We start from the raw sequence: 19,393 nt of genomic DNA on the forward strand, positions 1-19,393 counted from the left end.
AATGTAATTTTCACAGACTATGCTCTAGCTGAATTTAAGCAACCATCTATTCAGTCATGATGCATTTTTATAAAACTCAACGTGGGATCGAGGTGCTACAGGATCGCTCCATCCCGCTAACCGCACGCCAACGCCGCTTACTGGTTCTGATCGGCAGCCAGGATTTCAACTTATTAAATGATGGCTTAAAGCAGCAGCTTGCTCCCGCCGAACTCTTAGAGCAACTTTATGTCATGGATCTAATCGTTCCAGCTGAAACTGGCGATATCGCAATCAGCCAAAAAACGGCAGACGCAAGAGCAGATACAAAAGTTGACTTGGCACACTCCGAGATTCACCATTCGTTGAATTCCTCGATAGCAGCGACCTCTACGACGAAAGATTTAAACTCCGAAATGGAGCCCATAAAAATACTGCAGAACATCCCATCTATTGAAAAGGATGTAAGCCATGAACAAAAGCTGCCTGAACTTAAACTTATGTCTTTTGAAGACCTCAAATATATGATGATGGAAAGCTTACAAAAATATTGTGGCTTGATGGCCAAGCAGCAAATTCACCATATTTTACAGGCATCTGATGTACGCAGTTTAAAACTTTGTCGAATGCAATGGATCACGTCCCTTCAGGAAAGTCGCATTGCTCCTCAAGAATTGAATCACATTCTGAAGCAGATTAATTTTGCTTTAGATCAATTGCAGTAAAATGAAGCGCCTGAATAAGAACATCTTAGTCTTTTAAACTCTTAAATAAGTGAGTTTAACAATGAGGCAGCTTTAATTATTCAAGATAACTAATTGGTTATTTGATATATTTATATTTAAGCAAAGTTTAAAGCTCGAAATATCCGACTTAAGCGTGATAGAAAAAGAATTATAATCCCGCCATATAGTGAGCATAGACATCCGATTGGATCATGTATATGTCACATTATTTAGAATTCGATGCGTTCGATAATCCCATGCAACTGAGTAAAGTTGGCAACTGGGTGATTACCTTTTTAAGTCCGGTTGAAGAACTGCAATTTGTGCAACTGGCGATTACCTATGTACTTCCCCGCCAGATCAGTAACAGCTTGCAACCGCGCCGTGTATTGATTCAAAAAAGTCCCATTGAGTATCATTGGCTGATTCAGGCCATTGAATGTTTTGACAGCACGACTCGTCAGGAAATTTCTTTAAGCCCTGAGCATACAACCGCACAGCAAACTTTAGCGCAGATTTTGCAAGAATTTGAAAAATATGGTGTGAATGTACAGCTTAAACAGATTTAACCACCTGCCCATTCTATTGATTTTTTATCAAAATTGGATATTTCTTCGGCCAATCAAGGCCCACTACCACGTTGTCTTCTCTTAGAGATTGAATCAACTTATGATTATAGCTGCACACATTAGCATCCAAGCTAGCAAACACCAAAGTATAAAAAACTCACCTAAATGGTGAGTTTTTTATCTGCTGAATCGGTGATTTCGGATAAATAAGTTCAATTTTTTTCTACCTATCTGAAGTTCACTGATTAAATTATTCGATAACGCGATAAATATTTGAAGATTGTTGGCTTTCAAACAACAACTCAATACTCGGCAGAATCGTTTCACCATCCACCACGATGTGTTCAATTTTTTTGACCAACTCAGCTGCATGATGAATGTTGTGCTCTGCAAAGGAACGCAGCATCGCTTTCGCTTCAGTCACTTGGCTAAATTGATCTTTCACCTTGATATCAATCATCTTTGACATTTTTCCTTCCTCTCTCATTATCCAATTTTCAGTTTTTTATACCATAATTAGCCAAGCGATTAATCTTCAAGATGTTAGCGAATTTGGCAATGTAAACTTTTTTATCTGAATGGATTATAAGAAAAAGAATATTAAACTTAATGAATTGTGCAGACATTAAAAAAGCTCGCATTTCTGCGAGCTCTGTGTTGGATGGCTAGTGCTAGATTTATTGTCTGGTGATAAACATCAAACTCAACTAACTGTCATTGATCCGTCCAACTTATCGGTAGCGTCTTATTGATTTTACGACCTACCATGAGTTGAATATAACAGTATTTTTTTAGCCGACAATACTCTTTTACACTTCTAAAAGAAGACTTATACAAGATTTCAATTGTCATTTTTTTAAAGCAGATTAGAATATTTCTGGCTTGTTATCCGAAGACTTCTGCATTCATATCGTCTTTATTTAATTCATTGATTTCTAGAAAAATACCCTATTAAACATACGATTTCCTGTTGCATAGCGGGTTCAACATTTTCCTTCATAACCTCTAATGAGCACTTCAAAATTTAAACTGGAATATGATTTTTTATAAAAAAATACTTCCGGAAAAGGACGCAATATTCAAAGAAACTACTGTCATAGAATCGATACGACTAATTTTAAAATGATTATTTTTCAAAAAATGGCAACAATTTAATCTCCCATCAAGATCAATTAACCATATTTTTGTCTGAGTACTTCATCATTTGGATGGACAGATCGAAATTATTGAATAGATTTTCTGAACGTTAAATACCATATTTTTATTTGTAGCATAATCAAATATTCAGAACCTTACTCAGCTTTTCAAAGCTACCTATTTACAGCCAAGCGATCTATAAACTCTAAATTTGATCGAAATAAAAACTCCCACTTAATGGAAATTTAATTTTATAGCAACCTTAAACATTGAATATAAATGCAATATAATGCTCATAAATACATCGATATATATATAACTTTTTATGTCAGCTAATAATTTTAGGAAACACCTTGATCTCAATTTAAGGCAGTTAATACTTTTATTAGCTATTTTCAGTGTGTCTAGCCTTTTTATTATTTCTCTCATTATTAGCTATCAGATCGTAAAAAATCAGTTAATCGACAATTCTCTTGCCTTAAATGCTGACCATGCCCATAAAATTGCATTAAGTACAGACAACCATTTTAGAAATATGCTTCTTGAACTGGACTATAGTGCCAAAATATTAGGTCAAGACTTTAACAACAATGAACTTAGAGAAGCCGAGGTCAATAAATTAAAATATCAGTCTGAACACTATAACAGTGTCGTGATCAGTGATACCCAAGGCAGACTAATAAACTTTTCGCCTAATATTTTACATATTGATAAAAGCAAAATACAACATACTCAAGGGATTACTGACTCTCTTGATAAAAAATCGACTTATATATCTTCACCTTATTTTTCTGTGCAAAAAAATATGATTGTGTTTATTTCTCAACCTATTTTTGACAAGTCAAATCACTATCAGGGCTTCATCGGTTCAGCGATTTATTTAAAAGAAAAAAATGTGATCAATCAACTCCTAACCACTTATAAAAATTATAAGAATAGTTATATGTATGTGATTAACAATGAAAATAAAATTATTTTTCATCCGGATCGTGAAAGAATTGGGCAATGGGCCAGCAATAATACTGGTCTGGAATATATGCATGCGCATAAAAATGGTCAAATTCGTTTAATCAACAGCCAGGGCGTTGATAATCTGGCAGGTTTTTCTCATATTCCGACTTCAAACTGGATCGTGGTTTCCCAGCAACCTACCCATGACTTACTTAAACAGGCAAATTCTATCCTCTATAAATTAGCCGCAGGATTCTTTTTATTTTATCTGCTTGTTTTTTATATTGTATGGCTACTGTCTGATTCTATCTCGGCCCCATTGAACCAACTGGCAGATATGGCGAGTTTACTGAATCAGGCAGAAATCGGTTCAAAAATTAAGGATATCCAGCCCTGGTACTATGAGGTCACAAAATTCAAGTTAGCTCTACTGCTCAGTGTTCGCAAATTTTCACAACAAATGAGCAAAATGGATCATCATATTAATACAGATCCTTTAACCGGCTTGATGAATCGTCGTGGGTTGAATTATGTCATGACTCACAACATGAAAATGAACATCCCTTTTTCAGTGCTTCTGATGGATGTGGATCATTTTAAAAACATTAATGACAATTATGGTCATGATCAAGGTGATGTTGTCTTAAAGCATATTGCCAAGACGATGCAGCAAAAATTTCGTAAAGATGATATTTGCTGCCGCTACGGTGGTGAAGAATTTATCATTATTATACCGAACAGCAATCTCACTGAAGTGTATGAAAGTGCGGAAAGGTTCAGAAAAGAGATTGCAGGTAAAGAGATTCAGAATATAGGTCACATTAGCATTTCGATTGGGATTGCTTCTTGGCCAGACAGTTCTAAAAATATTCTAGACGTTTTGAAAATTGCCGATAACAATCTTTATCGGGCGAAAGATGATGGCCGCAACTGTGTGCGATACTAATTTGATTTATTTTTCAGTTTTATAGTTTAAATAAATGGTGCGCTCAGCGCGCACAATAAACACCACCCAAGACACTGATTTTTAATAAATATCATCAACCCTTGTTCTACATTTACCGTAAAAATTACCGCAAAAAAGATCTGTACACTACCCGAAAATTTCTTAGATATAGTGATGATCTATACGTATATCAGCAAACAATATATCAGATTTCCTGAATAACTAATTCAGTATAAAAATTATCACAATTAAATAATTTGTTATAACCTATACAAAATTTGTAGAGTTTATAACATGACTATAAGCATCCTCATTTCTAGCCTTTCCACACAAAACTCTTCTGCTCGAATGAGAATTTGGCGTTCCATCAAAAGCTGTGGCGCAGCAACTCTGCGTGATGGTGTCTATGTGCTACCTAATGAACAAAAGCAACGCTTTGACCCCATTATTGACGAACATCAAAGTGCCGATGGCATTGCCTATCTATTCGATTCCGTTAGCAACAATAATTTAGACTTAATTCAACTCTTTAATAGAAAAAATGAATACTCTGAATTTTTGCTACAACTGAATGAAATAGAGAGTTCACTGAATGTTGAGCAAAAAAATGAACATTTAAAAAGCATTAGAAAATTAAGAAAGCAACTTTCGTCTCTCATCGATATTGATTTCTTTCCTAATGAATTACAAAACACAGCCTTAAACGCGATATCAAAACTCGAACTTAAAATTCATCACTTAGGGGAATCAAATGAGCCCTCTTCTATAAATAGTGATCTACCTTCTCTTAATCTTCATGACTTCCAATCTAAAACCTGGGCTACACGAAAACGACCTTGGGTAGATCGTTTAGCTTGTACGTGGCTCATTCAAAAATTTATTGATAAAGACCCTATTTTTATGTGGCTAGAAGATATTAAAGATTGTCCAGCAGATGCTTATGGTTTTGATTTTGACGGTGCAACGTTTACCCATGTTGGTGAGCTTGTTTCATTCGAAGTACTTTTACACAGCTTTAATTTAGCCGATAAATCACTTCTGAAAATCGCTGAAATTGTGCATTACCTAGATATTGGCGGAAATGAGCCACCTGAGGCTCTTGGGTTAGAAAAAATATTACAAGGACTGAGAAGCAGTATTCAAGCTGATCAACAGTTGGTGGAATTATCCAATCACATTTTTGATGGTCTATATACCAATTTTAAAAGTGAGAATTCATGAGTCAATTACAAGAAAACGATTTCGAGCCCAATCCAGAAATCAGCTTTAAAGAGGCCATACTGTTTTGGCTTAAACTCGGATTTATCAGCTTTGGCGGGCCTGCAGGCCAAATCTCTGTCATGCACCAAGAATTGGTAGAACAAAAAAAATGGATCTCCGAAAAGAGATTTATGCATGCGCTCAATTACTGCATGCTGCTTCCGGGGCCTGAGGCACAACAATTAGCAACCTATATTGGCTGGCTAATGCACAAAACAAAAGGCGGTATCATAGCCGGACTATTTTTCATTTTACCTTCCCTTTTCATTCTCATCGGTCTTTCATGGGTCTATGCAAAATTTGGAAATGTACCTGTCATTGCAGGGCTTTTTTATGGCATCAAACCTGCTGTCACCGCTATCGTCTTTCATGCAACCTATCGTATTGGCAGTAAATCACTGAAGAATAAATATATGTATGCTATTGCATGTGCTGCATTTATTCTTATTTTTGCCTTTAATGTTCCTTTCCCCCTTATTGTGCTGCTGGCTGCTTTAAGTGGTTATCTCTTAAGTAAATTTGACCCAAAACTATTTACAAGCAATGCTCATGCATCAAGCCTCAAAGACTACGGGAAGGCAATCATTGATGATGATACGCCCACACCTGAACATGCCATTTTTAAATGGTCTCGCTTAATTAAATTACTAGTTGTTGCAATTATTTTGTGGTGTCTCCCTATAGCATTACTGACGGTAGCTTATGGCTGGTCTCACGCTTATACACAAATGGCTTGGTTTTTCACCAAAGCTGCATTGATGACTTTTGGCGGAGCTTATGCTGTTTTACCTTATGTATATCAAGGTGCTGTTAACTTCTATGAGTGGCTTAAACCAACCGAAATGATCGACGGTTTAGCATTGGGTGAAAGTACACCTGGCCCACTCATTATGGTCGTTGCTTTTGTTGGATTTATGGGCGGTTACAACCTCGACCTATTAGGGCCTGAACATAAGTTTTTAGCAGGTGCTTTTGGAGCAACAATTGTTACTTGGTTCACCTTCCTATTTTCGTTTGTGTTTATTTTAGGTGGAGCACCTGTAATCGAATCTACTCACAATCAAATTAAATTTACTGCACCACTGACAGCAATTACCGCAGCTGTTGTCGGCGTAATTCTTAATTTGGCCCTTTTCTTTGCTTACCATGTGCTATGGCCAAAAGGGTTTGAAGGACAATTTGACTACATTGCTGCAGTAATAACCTTACTCGCTTGTATTGCTCTCTTTAAGTTCAATCAAAGTGTATTAAGAGTCATCGGTGCCGCTGCAATTTTAGGGCTTATCATTAAACTAAGCATATAAAAAAAGAGCAGCTCAAATGAACTGCTCCTTTTTATCTATTTTTTATACTGCTGCTTGGAGTCTAGAACTTGTATTAATTTCTACTGAAACGTGCACAATTTCCTCATGAATAGATAAGGCTTTTCTGACTTCATCTGCCGTGATATTTAAACTGCTTACATCTAGTGACAAGATACAAGAAAACTTACCTTTACCCACCTTCCATACATGAATATCAGTAATCACAATTCGGCTATCTAAGTCTTCAATGACTTCCTGAATTTCCTGAACAACTGGATGTTCCATTTCAGCATCAAGTAAAGTTTTGCCTGTCTCGCGGATAAGCCCCCAAGACCAATGTGCGACTAGAAATGCACCTACAATACCCAAAACTGCATCTAAGAAATCCCAGCCAAAAAATTTACCTGCAAATAATGCAATGATCGCCAATACAGAAGTCACAGCATCTGCAACGACATGAAGGAAAGCTGCTTTCTGGTTTAAATCATGTTCGTGATGCCCATCTTCATCATGGTGATGGTGTCCATGATCATGATGGTGATCATGTTCGTGGTGATGATGGTGGTGATGCCCACTATCGTGTAGTAACCAAGCACAAATAAAGTTCACTGCAAGACCAATCACTGCGATTGATATTGCTTCGTTATAGTGAATATTAACGGGATTAAATAGGCGCTCTACCGATTGTATTCCCATAAATAATGCCACAACCATGAGTAAGATCGCACTAGAGTATCCAGCTAAAATTTCTATCTTCCACGTACCAAAACAGAATCGCTGATCTTGTGAATATTTACGTGCCATTCGATAAGCAAAATATGCTAAGCCCAATGCCAGCATGTGTGAACTCATGTGCCAGCCATCAGCTAGTAAAGCCATCGAATTAAAGAATCATCCTCCAAAAATTTCAAAGACCATCATGACACCCGTCAGGATCGTCGCAATTAAAATTTTCTTCTGTGCTAGTGGATTACCTTCATCGAATTGATGCGTATGGTTGCTTTTAACATTACTTAGATATTGCATTTTTTTATGCCATCAATAATACTCCCCTATAGTATATTTAATTTGGACAGAAATGCTATGTCGCATCTGCATCAAGACAAAAAAATTTTAAATCGGGTTAAGCGAATTCAGGGCCAAATTAACGCCGTTGAACAGAGTTTGGCTGACACGCACAAATCATGCATAGACGTACTGCAACAGGTCGCTGCCGTTCGTGGTGCTATAAATGGATTAATGAATCAATTGATTGAAGCACATCTCAAAGAGCATGTAATCAAAGATAAAGATGCGATTAATGAAGAAGAGTTAAAAGAGTTTTTAGCATTACTCAGCCGCTATCAATAAGATGACACGATAAAAAATCTCTTTTCAATTTTTATAGACTTGATATGATAATTACATCTTTATTGCTTAATAGTTTATATGCGACCCCGAATACGTAAGTTTTTAACTTCTCTTTATTCAACTCCAGATTCAAAAGTGCTCGAAATAAAGTTCAATTTAAGTCATCACTGTGACTTTGAACTATTTAAAAAGTTAAAAAAAACCAACTGCCAAAGCATAAAAAATGCGATTCACAGCATCCTTTATGAGCGTGGCTATACAACTGCAGAAATCTCTCTGCTCACTAATGACAATACTTAAAATTATAAACAGCCTTCAAATTCATTGAGGGCTTTTTACTTAAATTTGAAAAATAATGAACTGGCTGGCATCAATACAATTATCCTTAAGGACTAACCAACTTAATTATGCTTTGCTTGGACAAAATTATTCACACTCAAAAACCTCAATCCTACACCGGGTTCTGTCAAAATATATTTAGGATGCACTGCATTATCATTTAATTTAGCACGCAATTTAGCAACCAAAATTCTTAAATAGTGCGTATCTTCCTGATGCGTTGCACCCCATAGTTCCTTGAGTATCTGTGGCTGGGTTATCAGTTGTCCTTTATGCTGTGCAAGCAACGTTAATAGTTGATATTCCTTACGGGTCAAAGCAATCAGATTTCCCTCTAAATAAACTTGACGCTGAGCAAAGTCAATTTTCAAGTAGCCATCATCAAAAATTACGCTTTCAACCACACTTAACTGAGTCTGCCGAAGTAGAACACGAATTCTTGCCAAGAGCTCCTGAATACTAAATGGCTTCGTCACATAATCATTTGCGCCTGAATCCAAAAGTTTTACTTTTTCATTTTCATCAGAACGGACAGAAAGAACAATTACTGGCACATGAGACCAATTCCGTAATTCCATTAAAACATCAAAACCATCCAAATCAGGCAAGCCCAAATCTAAAATAACTAAATCAGCACCATGCAAGGCTAACTCACCTAAACCTTGCTGGCCATTTTCAGCTTGAATAACTTTATAACCTTGGGTACGCAATGCTATATCAAGAAATTTTCGTATTTGTGTCTCATCATCTATGATTAAGACTGTAGCGATGGCACTAGTAGATGGATTGAGTTCAGCCATTCATTTTCCTTAATTGAAAACCTTACGGTAATGGATTAATTGGAAGCTGCATGCGGATACATGTGCCTTGATTATGACTTAGAGATGAAGTAGAAATAGCCCCCATGTGTGCCCCAATAATTGCCTTAACAATACTCAAGCCCAATCCGGTACCGTGTTGTCCACGATCACCTCGTTCCATTGTATAGAACATATCAAAAATACGATCACGCTCATTTTCAGGAATCCCCTGCCCCTGATCAGAAATCGTTATTTCCATTTCATTTTCTTTTAACCTAGAAACTTGAATTGAAATCGGTGTATTTTCAGGTGAAAACTTAGCGGCATTTTCCAATACATTAAAAATAGCTTGTTCAATGAGTGCAGCATGTACATACAAACTTAATGGATCATCAGGTAAATGCACCTCAACTAAAGCTTGCGGCATATAACGTTGTAACCTGCGTACCGCTGAACCAACGAGCTCATCGACACCAATCCAATCTCGTGCCAGTGTTAGACCCTCATGTCCCAAACGAGTCATATCCAATAAATTTTGTATATAGCGGTCTAATCGTTCACCTTCTAAATGAATCGCCTCAAGTAAACTATTTTGATCCGTTTCGTCCATAGAATGCCGATAATTGCTTAAGGTATCAGCAGCACCAATGATTGATGCTAAGGGTGAACGTAAGTCATGTGAAACTGAAGATAATAACGCTGAACGTAATCTTTCTGTTTCTGAACTCACATTAGCAATTTCAAGCGCTTTGGTTAATTGCGTACGCCAAATAGCTTGAGCAATAAATTCGACCATCACCTCTGCTAATTGTTTTTGTTCAGACGTTAAAAGCCGTTGCTGCAATGGAAATTTTAGCCCAATGACGCCTACGCATTGCTTTGAAGCCAATAGCGGTAAAAACCACCAAGCATTTTCCATCAGTGTTTGAGTAAAACGGCCTGAAGCCTGATGATTTTTAAAAGTCCAATTTGCAGAAATTTGTTCCTTTGTACTCATCTTTTCTAAGTTTTGATTTTCCTGTTCAGTTTCTGGTGAATAAATCCAAACATCTGCATTTAGGTTTTTGTTTAAACAATGCATTGCAATATCTTGAACCTGCTGTAAATCTACTGCAGTAGAAAGCTTTTGTCCTAAATCTTGCATAATACTGTTATAACTGTTTGATGCTTTTAGCGCTGTAACCTGCTCTTTTAATTTAGATGCCAGCTTACTTGCAATTAAAGCAGCACCTAAAAAAGCCAGCACCGTGATCACACCTTGATGAGCTGAAATTTCCAACGTAAATTTAGGACTGATAAAAAAGAAGTTATAGGCTAAAAAAAATAAAATTGCAGAAAATACCGCTGCAAGCATCCTTGTTTTTGATGCGACAAATACCACAGCAGTAATAAAAATAACTGAAATATCGTCAATGCCCAAATAGGTTTCACTTAGGCTTGCGATCACAATGCTGATCACTGTTGTAACAAGTACGTAGGATATTTCGCTCAGTGTTAAATAATTTCTTCTACTGTCTGAGGCTATATTGTCTGAAACAGCAATATTTTTTGGCGATAAAACAGGAACAATACTAAGCTCGAATCGTGGCTGAAGTTTGATTAACTGATCAACGAAATCTGCTTTCAAAGGTAAGTTAAAGACTTCTTTCTTCGGCTGGGATAAAACCAAAGTAGAAATACCATGCTCAATAACATAATCAAAAAGAGTTTTCGCATGCTGTTTACCGTATAGCGTTTCCGTCATACCACCCATTTGCCGAGTCATATTCAATGCAATTTCGATTTCTCGGCTTTGACGATTAGCTTGTTTCGGCAGAATCTGAGAATCTTTAGAGAAAGTGACTACAGTCCATGCGGCCATCCGTTGCTCGGCAATACGACATCCTGCTCGCACCAATGATTCAGAGTTTCCTAGACCATCTATCATAATCAAAACATGGTTTTTAAGCGGAATAGCCGCTTGCCCTTGAATTGCAAAATTTTCCCGAACATCTGTATCTACATAACCAGCAACTGTTTGCATCGCTAGTTCACGTAAAGCAGTTAAATTAGCGACATTAAAAAATCGCTGTAAAGCTTGTTCTGCCTGTTCTGGTATATACACTTTTCCTTGCTTCAAACGCTCTAGCAATTCATTGACAGGCAAATCAATTAAACGAATATCTCGAATACGTTCAAAGACCCGATCAGGCACTGTTTCTTTAACACGGATACCTGTAATTTGAAAAACAATATCATTCAAACTTTCTAAGTGCTGAATATTCATTGTTGTAAAAACATCAATACCAGCATCTAAAAGTTCATTGATATCTTGCCAGCGCTTTTCATGACGGCTGCCAGGTACATTGGTATGAGCGAATTCATCAACAAGAACAATATTTGGCTTCTTGTCTAGTACCGCATCTAAATCCATTTCCTCAAGCTGGTGCTCTTGATATTGAATAATTTTACGCGGAATCAAAGTTAAACCCGCCACTAAGTTTTCAGTTTCAGTTCGGCCATGTGTTTCTACATAAGCAATCGCTATGTCACTGCCTTGCAAAGCCAATTCATGGGCACGAACAAGCATAGCGAAAGTTTTTCCAACGCCCGGAGCAGCCCCTAAAAATATGGTCAAACGTCCAGATTGAAAACGTTGAGTATGCTGTAAAAACACATCAACTTTATTTGTTTTACTTTTATCCATAAATTTATAACTTTTATAAATATCTTAGATTTATGCCCTTTCTAGTAGGAAGAGGATAGTTCTCCTCTTCCTTCCATTTTATTAAATCGCTTTTTCAGCCTGATCCAAAGCAATGTTTATTTCAAGCACATTCACACGTGTCTGCCCTAATATTCCGAAGCTAGGCCGAATACTTCTTTCCAGTACTAATGTCTCCACATCTTGTACTGACATTCCTCTTGCGGCTGCAATTCGATTGACCTGAATTAAGGCGGCCTGCAGACTAATTTCAGGATCGATACCGCTGCCCGATGCTGTTACCAAATCAGAAGGGATTTGAGATTTTTCAACGCGCTCTTGTGCCACAATTTTATTTAAACGCTCATCCATCATTTCATGTAATGCTGGATTTGTTCGTGCCAAATTACCCCCTGCCATGGCCATAGGGTCATAATTTGACGCGGACGGCCGCGGTTGAAAATACTTTGCTTGAATAAAAGGCTGTGCAACCAAACTTGACCCAATGACCTCACCATTCTGTACAATCAAACTGCCATTGGCTTGATGCGGAAAAATGACCTGCCCTAAACCTGCTGCAACCGAGCTATATGCAAAGCCGCATATAGCCAAGGTCACAGCTGTTAAGCCAATGGATGCACGTATTAAACCGAATCCAGCCGTCGACATACTATTCAATTGCTCATTTTCTTGATGGTTTTCAATATTCATTTTTATTCTCCTCATCAGTTCAAAGTGATAACAATTGACTAATCATCAGATCAATCGCTTTAATCGCAACAAAAGGCAACATTACTCCGCCTACACCATAAATCAGCATATTACGGCGTAATAATTGAGTTGCCGTTGATGGCTTAAATTTCACACCGCGTAAAGCAATCGGGATGAGTAAAGGAATAATAATCGCGTTAAATATCAGTGCTGAAAGGATGGCGCTTTCAGAGCTACTCAATTGCATCACATTCAGCACACCCATTTGTGGAATAGCCGCGACAAATAATGCAGGTAAAATGGCAAAGTATTTTGAGACGTCATTTGCCAAAGAGAATGTGGTTAATGCACCGCGTGTAATCAGCTGCTGCTTACCAATTTCCACTACAGACAGAAGCTTCGTTGGATCGGAGTCTAAATCGACCATATTACCCGCCTCTTTAGCCGCTTGCGTACCTGAGTTCATCGCTAAACCAATATTAGCTTGAGCCAAAGCAGGAGCATCGTTGGTACCGTCTCCGACCATTGCCACCAAATGCCCTTTGTTTTGTTCCGCACGAATACAGCTGAGCTTATCTTCTGGTTTTGCTTCAGCAATATAGTCGTCTACGCCTGCTTCGGCAGCTATAGCAGCAGCCGTAAGTGGATTATCACCTGTCACCATGACGGTTTTAATGCCCATTTCACGTAAGCGCGCAAACTTTTCCTTGATCCCTTTTTTAATTACATCCGAAAGCTCAATGACACCTAAAATATTCCGATCTTTTGCGACCACAAGCGGTGTTGCACCCTTAGAAGCAACTTGTTCAACGCGGGTTTTCAACTCAAGTTGATTCTCAAGATTTTGTGATGAAAACTTAAGAATGGCATCCAATGCACCCTTACGAATTTGATGACCATCTTTCAAGTTAATCCCAGAAATACGCGTTGAAGCATCAAAGTTAATAAATTCTGCTTGCTCAGGCGTATCGACATGCTGTCCATATTCTTTTGCTAGAACCACAACCGATTTACCTTCAGGCGTTGGATCTGCCAATGAGGTAAGTACTGCAGCTTGGCAAAGCTCTGATTCAGTGACACCAGCGAGCGGATAAAATGCAGTTGCTTGGCGGTCACCATAAGTAATCGTGCCGGTTTTATCTAAAAGCAGTACATCTACATCACCAGCAACTTCTACCGCTTTACCTGATTTAGCAATAACATTGGCTTTTAAAGCACGGTTCATCCCAGCTATACCGATAGCAGGAAGCAAGCCGCCAATGGTGGTTGGAATTAAGCAAACCAATAATGCAACCAGTAGAATTGGATTAATTTCGATTTTTAAGAAATGTCCAATCATTGGCAAACTGAAAACAACTGCAATGAAAGTCACTGTCATCACTGTAAGTAAAATACCCAAAGCAATTTCATTCGGTGTTTTTTGACGGTTTGAACCTTCTACCAAAGCAATCATACGGTCAAGAAAGCTATTTCCTGTTTCAGCTGTGACTTGCACGATTATTCGATCCGTCAATACTTTAGTGCCACCAATCACACCTGATTTATCAGTACCCGCTTCACGTAAAACAGGTGCTGACTCCCCTGTAACAGCAGCTTCATTAATGGTTGCAAAACCATGAATAATTTCACCATCAGCAGGAATCAACTCACCCGCACGAACTTCAATCAAATCATGCATTTTTAAGAGCGTCGCTGCGATTTGTTCACCATCCGCATCTTCTTTATTTTTAATTCGACGTGCCGTTAAATTCTGGCGTGCTTGTCTTAAAGAGGAAGCCTGTCCCCGACCTTTGGCTTCTGCCACAGCTTCTGCATAATTCGCAAATAGCACAGTAATAAATAAAATGACTGTGACTAGAATGCCAAACATTAAGTCTGCTTTTCCCAAAAGTGTGCACACCAGCGTAATCAGTGTTCCTAGCCATACAATCGCCATCACAGGGTTCTTAATGACATGCTGCGGCAACAGTTTAATACAAGCATTTTTCCATGCTTCTACTTGGAACAATGTTGATTGATTTTGCTTTGGTACTGTTGGTAACGGCATATTTTGAACAGCGTTAATAGATTGTTTTGAATGATTCATATTTTTCACCCTTAAGCTTTAACCAACAACAAATGGTCTGCGATAGGCCCTAAAACCAGTACAGGCATGAATTGCAAGAGCGTCAACATCACCACAATGGCAATCAACGTGAGTGCAAAAGTCGGAGTTTCCACTTTTAAGCTGCCACTGCTTTCAGGAGCTTGACGTTTCGAAGCTAAACGTGCGGCAATGAAAAGAGGAATAATCAATGTTGGAAAACGGCCCAAGACTAGAGCTAAACTGGTACTTAAATTCCACCAAATTGTATTATCAGCCAGACCTTCAAAACCTGAGCCGTTATTGGCAAATGCCGAAACATATTCATACAGCACCTGTGAAACAGCATGATATTGAGGATTGCTATTGCCTGTTAATGTAGGGAAATACAATGTGATTGCAGTGAGGGTTAAAATCGTAATCGGTTGAATTAAAATCACCACAGCGAGTAACTTAATTTCCCCAGCTTCAATTTTCCGACCAAAGAGTTCAGGTGTACGCCCAATCATCAAACCTGCGATAAACACAGCTAAAAATAGATAAATGATAAATTGCTGTAACCCACAGCCAATCCCGCCCCAAATAGCATTAATCAGCATATTTGCTAATGCGATTAATCCAGTGAGCGGTGCAGAAGAATCATGCATCATATTGACTGAGCCATTATTCACCTGTGTAGTCAATGCTGACCATAGCGCAGAAGATGCTTCACCAAAACGTACTTCCTTACCTTCCATTGCATACAGCTGTGCTGCCGTTGTAGAAATACTTTCAGACCAAATTGCACTGCTGGCAGAAATGATTGACATCAGCAGCATTGAAGCAAAAACGAAGACTGCAAATTTTGTACGCTTGGTAAAAAAGCCCAGCATAAAAATAACTGAAACTGGAATGAGTAAAATAGCCAACATTTCTAGGAAATTAGATAATGGCGTTGGATTCTCTAAAGGCACGCTGCTATTAGGCCCATACCAGCCCCCGCCATTACTTCCTAATTGTTTAACCGCAACCATTGGTGCTACTGGCCCCAATGGAATTTTTTGCGTATGTAATTCTGCAGTTTGGTCTAGGACTTGAACTTCTGGGCCGCCTTGAAATGTTGATGGAACACCTTGGCTAGTCAGTAAAAGTGACCATACCATGCATAGCGGTATTAAAAATCTGAAGGTTGGACGAATGACATCTGCCCAATAATTACCGACATTCACACCTTGTAATGGAGTCCCCGAAGTTGTGTTTTTTTCAATATTCAGCGGAACGGATTGCTTATAAAATAATGCGCGAACCGTAGCAACAACCATTGCTAGCCCCATCATGGGAGTAATGATTTGCAAACCAACAATACCCACCATTTGTGACAAATACGACAACTGAGCCTGTCCGGAATAATGCTGCTGATTTGTATTGGTTAAAAACGAAATCATGGTGTGAAGGGCTAAATCCCACGACATATTTGGAGCCTGATTGGGGTTCAGCGGTAAGTTCGCTTGAGTCATAAATAAAACCCAAGTAAAGCCACCCAACACCATGCAACTCAGTACAAAACTTAGGGTATACGTTTTGACACTCATCCCCAATTTAGGGTTCGTACCCAACAGTATATATATCGGTTTTTCAATCCAATTGAAAAGTGGATCAATTCGCATTGTTTGATTTTGCATAACTGCTGCTAAATATTTACCAAGCGGATAAGCAAGGGCGACAACGTTCATGATAAGCAGAATAAATACTAACATCAGTTTTTACTCCCCTTAAAATGGAAAGCAAATACACTTTTTTTTATCTCTCTAAGTTGCATCGCCTCATGTATGGCGCAGTTGTTTTGATACGACATTTTTTGATGCGCTTTAAATTTAGCACTCATCTTTTCCATCCTAAGCATGGATAAATTTCCATGATTTAGTATCTAAAAGCCGCCCGTAAAATCTCTATTCAGAAATATGTATAGCGCGTAAAATTTGCGTAAAAATTTGCATAGATACATTTATATAAAGTTTGAAATGCCTTAAAAGATTCCAACCATTCATGATTATTTTTACTTATGGAAAATCTAGAACTTTTAAAAGCATTATTTTTAGGAATGATTGAGGGTTTAACAGAATTTCTACCAATATCAAGTACAGGACATTTAATTCTTTTTGGGCATTTAATTGATTTTCAATCCGACTCAGGCCGTGTATTTGAGGTCGTCATTCAGCTAGGTGCTATTCTTGCTGTTTGCTGGCTTTACCGTCAAAAGATAATCGACTTAGTAAAAGGTTTTTTCTCTGGTGATACTCATGCTAGACGTTTTGCTATCAATGTTTTTATTGCTTTTCTTCCTGCTGTTCTCATTGGTATATTAGCCGTCGATTTCATCAAACAAGTATTGTTTAGCCCATTAGTCGTAGCTTTCGCACTTATTATTGGCGGATTGATTATTTTCGCAGTAGAAGCAAGAAAGTTTGAACCAAAAACACTCGAAGCCACTGACATTAGTATAAAACAAGCTATTCTTGTCGGTTTTGCTCAATGCCTTGCAATGATTCCTGGCACTTCTCGTTCAGGAGCAACGATAATTGGCGGTATGCTCTCAGGTTTATCACGTAAAGCTGCTACAGAATTTTCCTTTTTTCTCGCTATGCCAACAATGTTAGGCGCGGCAACATATGACTTAATGCGTAATGCATCAATATTAACCTCAGAGAATATATTAAATATAGTCATAGGCTTTATAGCTGCATTTATAGCTGCACTTGTTGTTGTAAAAGCTTTGGTCAAATTTGTAGAAAAACATTCACTGAGAGTTTTCGCTTGGTACCGTGTTGCACTTGGTATTATCTTATTAATTATATTTTTTTAAAACTTACGTTAAATCTAAAAAACCAAATTATTTTAGGCTTAATAATTCGAATATCTATCAAACTATAAACCTTCCTCCCCCGATTGGTTTAATAAAAAAGAGTTCTTAAGAACTCTTTTTTATTAATGGCAGTGATACCCACCAGTACTACTGTTATGACATCCCGCTGAATTAGTACCACCAGAATGTGCATTCGCATAACTTGCGAACAATCCAACTAAACAAAAAAACATAACTTTCATGCTAAACCCCTATTTTAAATTGATCAATTGTTTTACTTGCATAAATCAGTTTAACGTAATTTCAAAAAATTAGGATATTTTCCAATAAATTAAATACCCAATTGCTGCACCAAATGCACTTAAAAATAATAAAACATAGGCCATCATTTATTTCGGCCATCTTTGATGGTATTCATCTATTACATAGTCATGTGAATGCTTTCCATCATGGTTATGACTGAGTAGATGTTCATGATCCGCAGGTAAGTCATCATGTGAATGTACTATTACGGACTCATCCTGTTTTGGCCAAATTATAAAAGCAATACTCATTGCCACTAGAGCAATAATCGCCATAGGCACGAATGTAAAGAGTGTTCCAAAATTGGTACTCAGCCAACCTACTAAAGGGTAAGCAATTAACCAGCATGCGTGTGAAAAAGCGAACTGCGCGGCAAATAATGAAGTTCTATTTTCACTAGATGCAGATTTACGAATTAACCGACCTGTAGGCGTTTGAGATACTGAGTAACCTATTCCCAAAGCAAACCATAAAGCTAATAGTCCGTTGTATGAGTTAATAAAAAACCCACAGAACAAGCCAACGACTAATACAGCTGTGCCGCTCAACATCACAGCTCGATCGTTAAATTTATCCAGAATATTAGGCAATATAAATGCCGAGAGCATAGACCCTAAGCCAAACAAGCCAAAGGCCCAAGTGGTGGCATGTTCATTTAGCTTAAAGGTTGATTGAACGAGTACAACCGTATTTACAATCACCACAGCACTGGCTGAAGCAATCGCAAGGTTTAACGCTAGGAGTGCCTTTAAACGCGGGGTATTAAAATAAATTTTTGTCCCCTGCTTTATTCTGTAATACACTCCTTTAAATTCAGGTACTTTAGCAACAGGCAATTTTGCACTGACAACAAAAAGTGCTGAACCAATAAAGCCAATCACCGTTCCTAAAAATAGATTGTGATAGCTTATAAATCCAAGTAAAAATCCTGCCAACATCGGACTGATGATATTTTCTAAGTCATAAGCCAAACGTGAAAGGGACAAAGCATTGGTATAGTCTTTTTCATCAGGCAACACATCAGGAATCATGGCCTGAAAAGTAGGTGTGAATGCAGCTGATGCAGATTGCAGAATAAAAATTAGAATATAGATTTGCCAAATTTGGGTCACAAAAGGCAGGCATAAAGCAGTTAAAGCACGGATGATATCTAACCCCACTAAAACTTTTTTACGTGGCAGCCTTTCTGCAAATGCTGAAGCAATAGGTGCTACCCCAATATAAGCAATCATCTTTATCGCCAATGCTATGCCTAAGACCTGAGCAGCCTCCCCTTTAGCAATATCATACGCCTGTAAAGCCAAAGCAATAGTGATCAGCCCTGTTCCAATAAGTGCAATGACTTGAGCTAAGAACAAATGCCTATACGTTGTATTTTTTAAAACTTCTAGCATTTTAGGGACTCCTTTTA

General features: G+C 37.9%; 15 protein-coding genes and 1 pseudogene. 7 read left to right on the forward strand and 9 right to left on the reverse strand.

The genetic code is table 11. From position 1 onward, the window contains the following. Positions 1-56: 56 nt before the first annotated feature. Both Q9R21_RS06305 and Q9R21_RS06310 read left to right on the forward strand, forming a co-directional pair. A complete protein-coding gene (locus Q9R21_RS06305; RefSeq protein ID WP_311203931.1) occupies positions 57-704 on the forward strand; it encodes a hypothetical protein in 648 nt (215 codons plus the stop codon). 218 nt (positions 705-922) lie between these two features. Further along, the gene (locus Q9R21_RS06310; protein WP_311203932.1) at positions 923-1,273 is read left to right on the forward strand and encodes a hypothetical protein; all 351 of its coding nucleotides are present in this window, start codon (positions 923-925) and stop codon (positions 1,271-1,273) included. 250 nt (positions 1,274-1,523) lie between these two features. Here the strand turns inward: Q9R21_RS06310 and Q9R21_RS06315 are convergent, their stop codons facing one another. Further along, positions 1,524-1,742, reverse strand: a complete 219-nt coding sequence (locus tag Q9R21_RS06315) for a hypothetical protein (protein WP_004645598.1) — start codon at positions 1,740-1,742, stop codon at positions 1,524-1,526. A gap of 993 nt (positions 1,743-2,735) precedes the next feature. On the opposite strand from Q9R21_RS06315, the gene Q9R21_RS06320 reads away from it, so the two are divergent. The 3 genes from Q9R21_RS06320 to chrA all read left to right on the forward strand — a co-directional run bounded on the left by Q9R21_RS06320 (position 2,736) and on the right by chrA (position 6,871). After that, positions 2,736-4,307, forward strand: a complete 1,572-nt coding sequence (locus Q9R21_RS06320) for a sensor domain-containing diguanylate cyclase (RefSeq protein ID WP_311203933.1) — start codon at positions 2,736-2,738, stop codon at positions 4,305-4,307. A 294-nt stretch (positions 4,308-4,601) separates the two neighbouring features. Then, the gene (locus Q9R21_RS06325) at positions 4,602-5,528 is read left to right on the forward strand and encodes a chromate resistance protein ChrB domain-containing protein (RefSeq protein ID WP_311203934.1); all 927 of its coding nucleotides are present in this window, start codon (positions 4,602-4,604) and stop codon (positions 5,526-5,528) included. Further along, complete coding sequence (chrA, locus tag Q9R21_RS06330; RefSeq protein WP_071321130.1) at positions 5,525-6,871, forward strand: chromate efflux transporter; 1,347 nt, start codon at positions 5,525-5,527, stop codon at positions 6,869-6,871. Before Q9R21_RS06325 ends, chrA begins: the two co-directional genes overlap by 4 nt. 42 nt (positions 6,872-6,913) lie before the next feature. Here chrA and dmeF read toward each other — a convergent pair. After that, positions 6,914-7,897: pseudogene (dmeF, locus tag Q9R21_RS06335) on the reverse strand (CDF family Co(II)/Ni(II) efflux transporter DmeF). A gap of 57 nt (positions 7,898-7,954) precedes the next feature. Here dmeF and Q9R21_RS06340 point away from each other — a divergent pair. Further along, entirely contained in the window at positions 7,955-8,221 is a 267-nt protein-coding gene (locus tag Q9R21_RS06340) for a metal/formaldehyde-sensitive transcriptional repressor (protein WP_071321149.1), read from the forward strand. A gap of 401 nt (positions 8,222-8,622) precedes the next feature. Here Q9R21_RS06340 and Q9R21_RS06345 read toward each other — a convergent pair whose 3' ends face one another. The 5 genes from Q9R21_RS06345 to kdpA form a co-directional block, all read right to left on the reverse strand. Continuing rightward, the gene (locus Q9R21_RS06345; protein ID WP_071321131.1) at positions 8,623-9,360 is read right to left on the reverse strand and encodes a response regulator; all 738 of its coding nucleotides are present in this window, start codon (positions 9,358-9,360) and stop codon (positions 8,623-8,625) included. 22 nt (positions 9,361-9,382) lie between these two features. Then, positions 9,383-12,046, reverse strand: a complete 2,664-nt coding sequence (locus Q9R21_RS06350; protein ID WP_311203935.1) for a sensor histidine kinase KdpD — start codon at positions 12,044-12,046, stop codon at positions 9,383-9,385. An 81-nt stretch (positions 12,047-12,127) separates the two neighbouring features. Beyond that, complete coding sequence (kdpC, locus tag Q9R21_RS06355) at positions 12,128-12,754, reverse strand: potassium-transporting ATPase subunit KdpC (protein ID WP_071321133.1); 627 nt, start codon at positions 12,752-12,754, stop codon at positions 12,128-12,130. Positions 12,755-12,773: 19 nt separating this feature from the next. Next, the gene (gene kdpB, locus Q9R21_RS06360; RefSeq protein ID WP_071321150.1) at positions 12,774-14,801 is read right to left on the reverse strand and encodes a potassium-transporting ATPase subunit KdpB; all 2,028 of its coding nucleotides are present in this window, start codon (positions 14,799-14,801) and stop codon (positions 12,774-12,776) included. 50 nt (positions 14,802-14,851) lie between these two features. Then, positions 14,852-16,573 (reverse strand): potassium-transporting ATPase subunit KdpA, encoded by a 1,722-nt coding sequence (gene kdpA / locus Q9R21_RS06365; protein ID WP_071321134.1) that lies wholly within the window; start codon positions 16,571-16,573, stop codon positions 14,852-14,854. 305 nt (positions 16,574-16,878) lie between these two features. Between kdpA and Q9R21_RS06370 the strand changes: the two genes are divergently transcribed. Continuing rightward, entirely contained in the window at positions 16,879-17,679 is an 801-nt protein-coding gene (locus Q9R21_RS06370; protein WP_071321135.1) for an undecaprenyl-diphosphate phosphatase, read from the forward strand. A 122-nt stretch (positions 17,680-17,801) separates the two neighbouring features. Here Q9R21_RS06370 and Q9R21_RS06375 read toward each other — a convergent pair whose 3' ends face one another. After that, a complete protein-coding gene (locus Q9R21_RS06375) occupies positions 17,802-17,921 on the reverse strand; it encodes a YHYH domain-containing protein (RefSeq protein ID WP_143045200.1) in 120 nt (39 codons plus the stop codon). A 147-nt stretch (positions 17,922-18,068) separates the two neighbouring features. Continuing rightward, entirely contained in the window at positions 18,069-19,376 is a 1,308-nt protein-coding gene (locus tag Q9R21_RS06380) for an MFS transporter (RefSeq protein ID WP_071321136.1), read from the reverse strand. Positions 19,377-19,393 lie beyond the last annotated feature (17 nt).

The organism is Acinetobacter sp. RG5 (assembly GCF_031844265.1).
In the GTDB taxonomy this organism is placed as follows: domain Bacteria; phylum Pseudomonadota; class Gammaproteobacteria; order Pseudomonadales; family Moraxellaceae; genus Acinetobacter.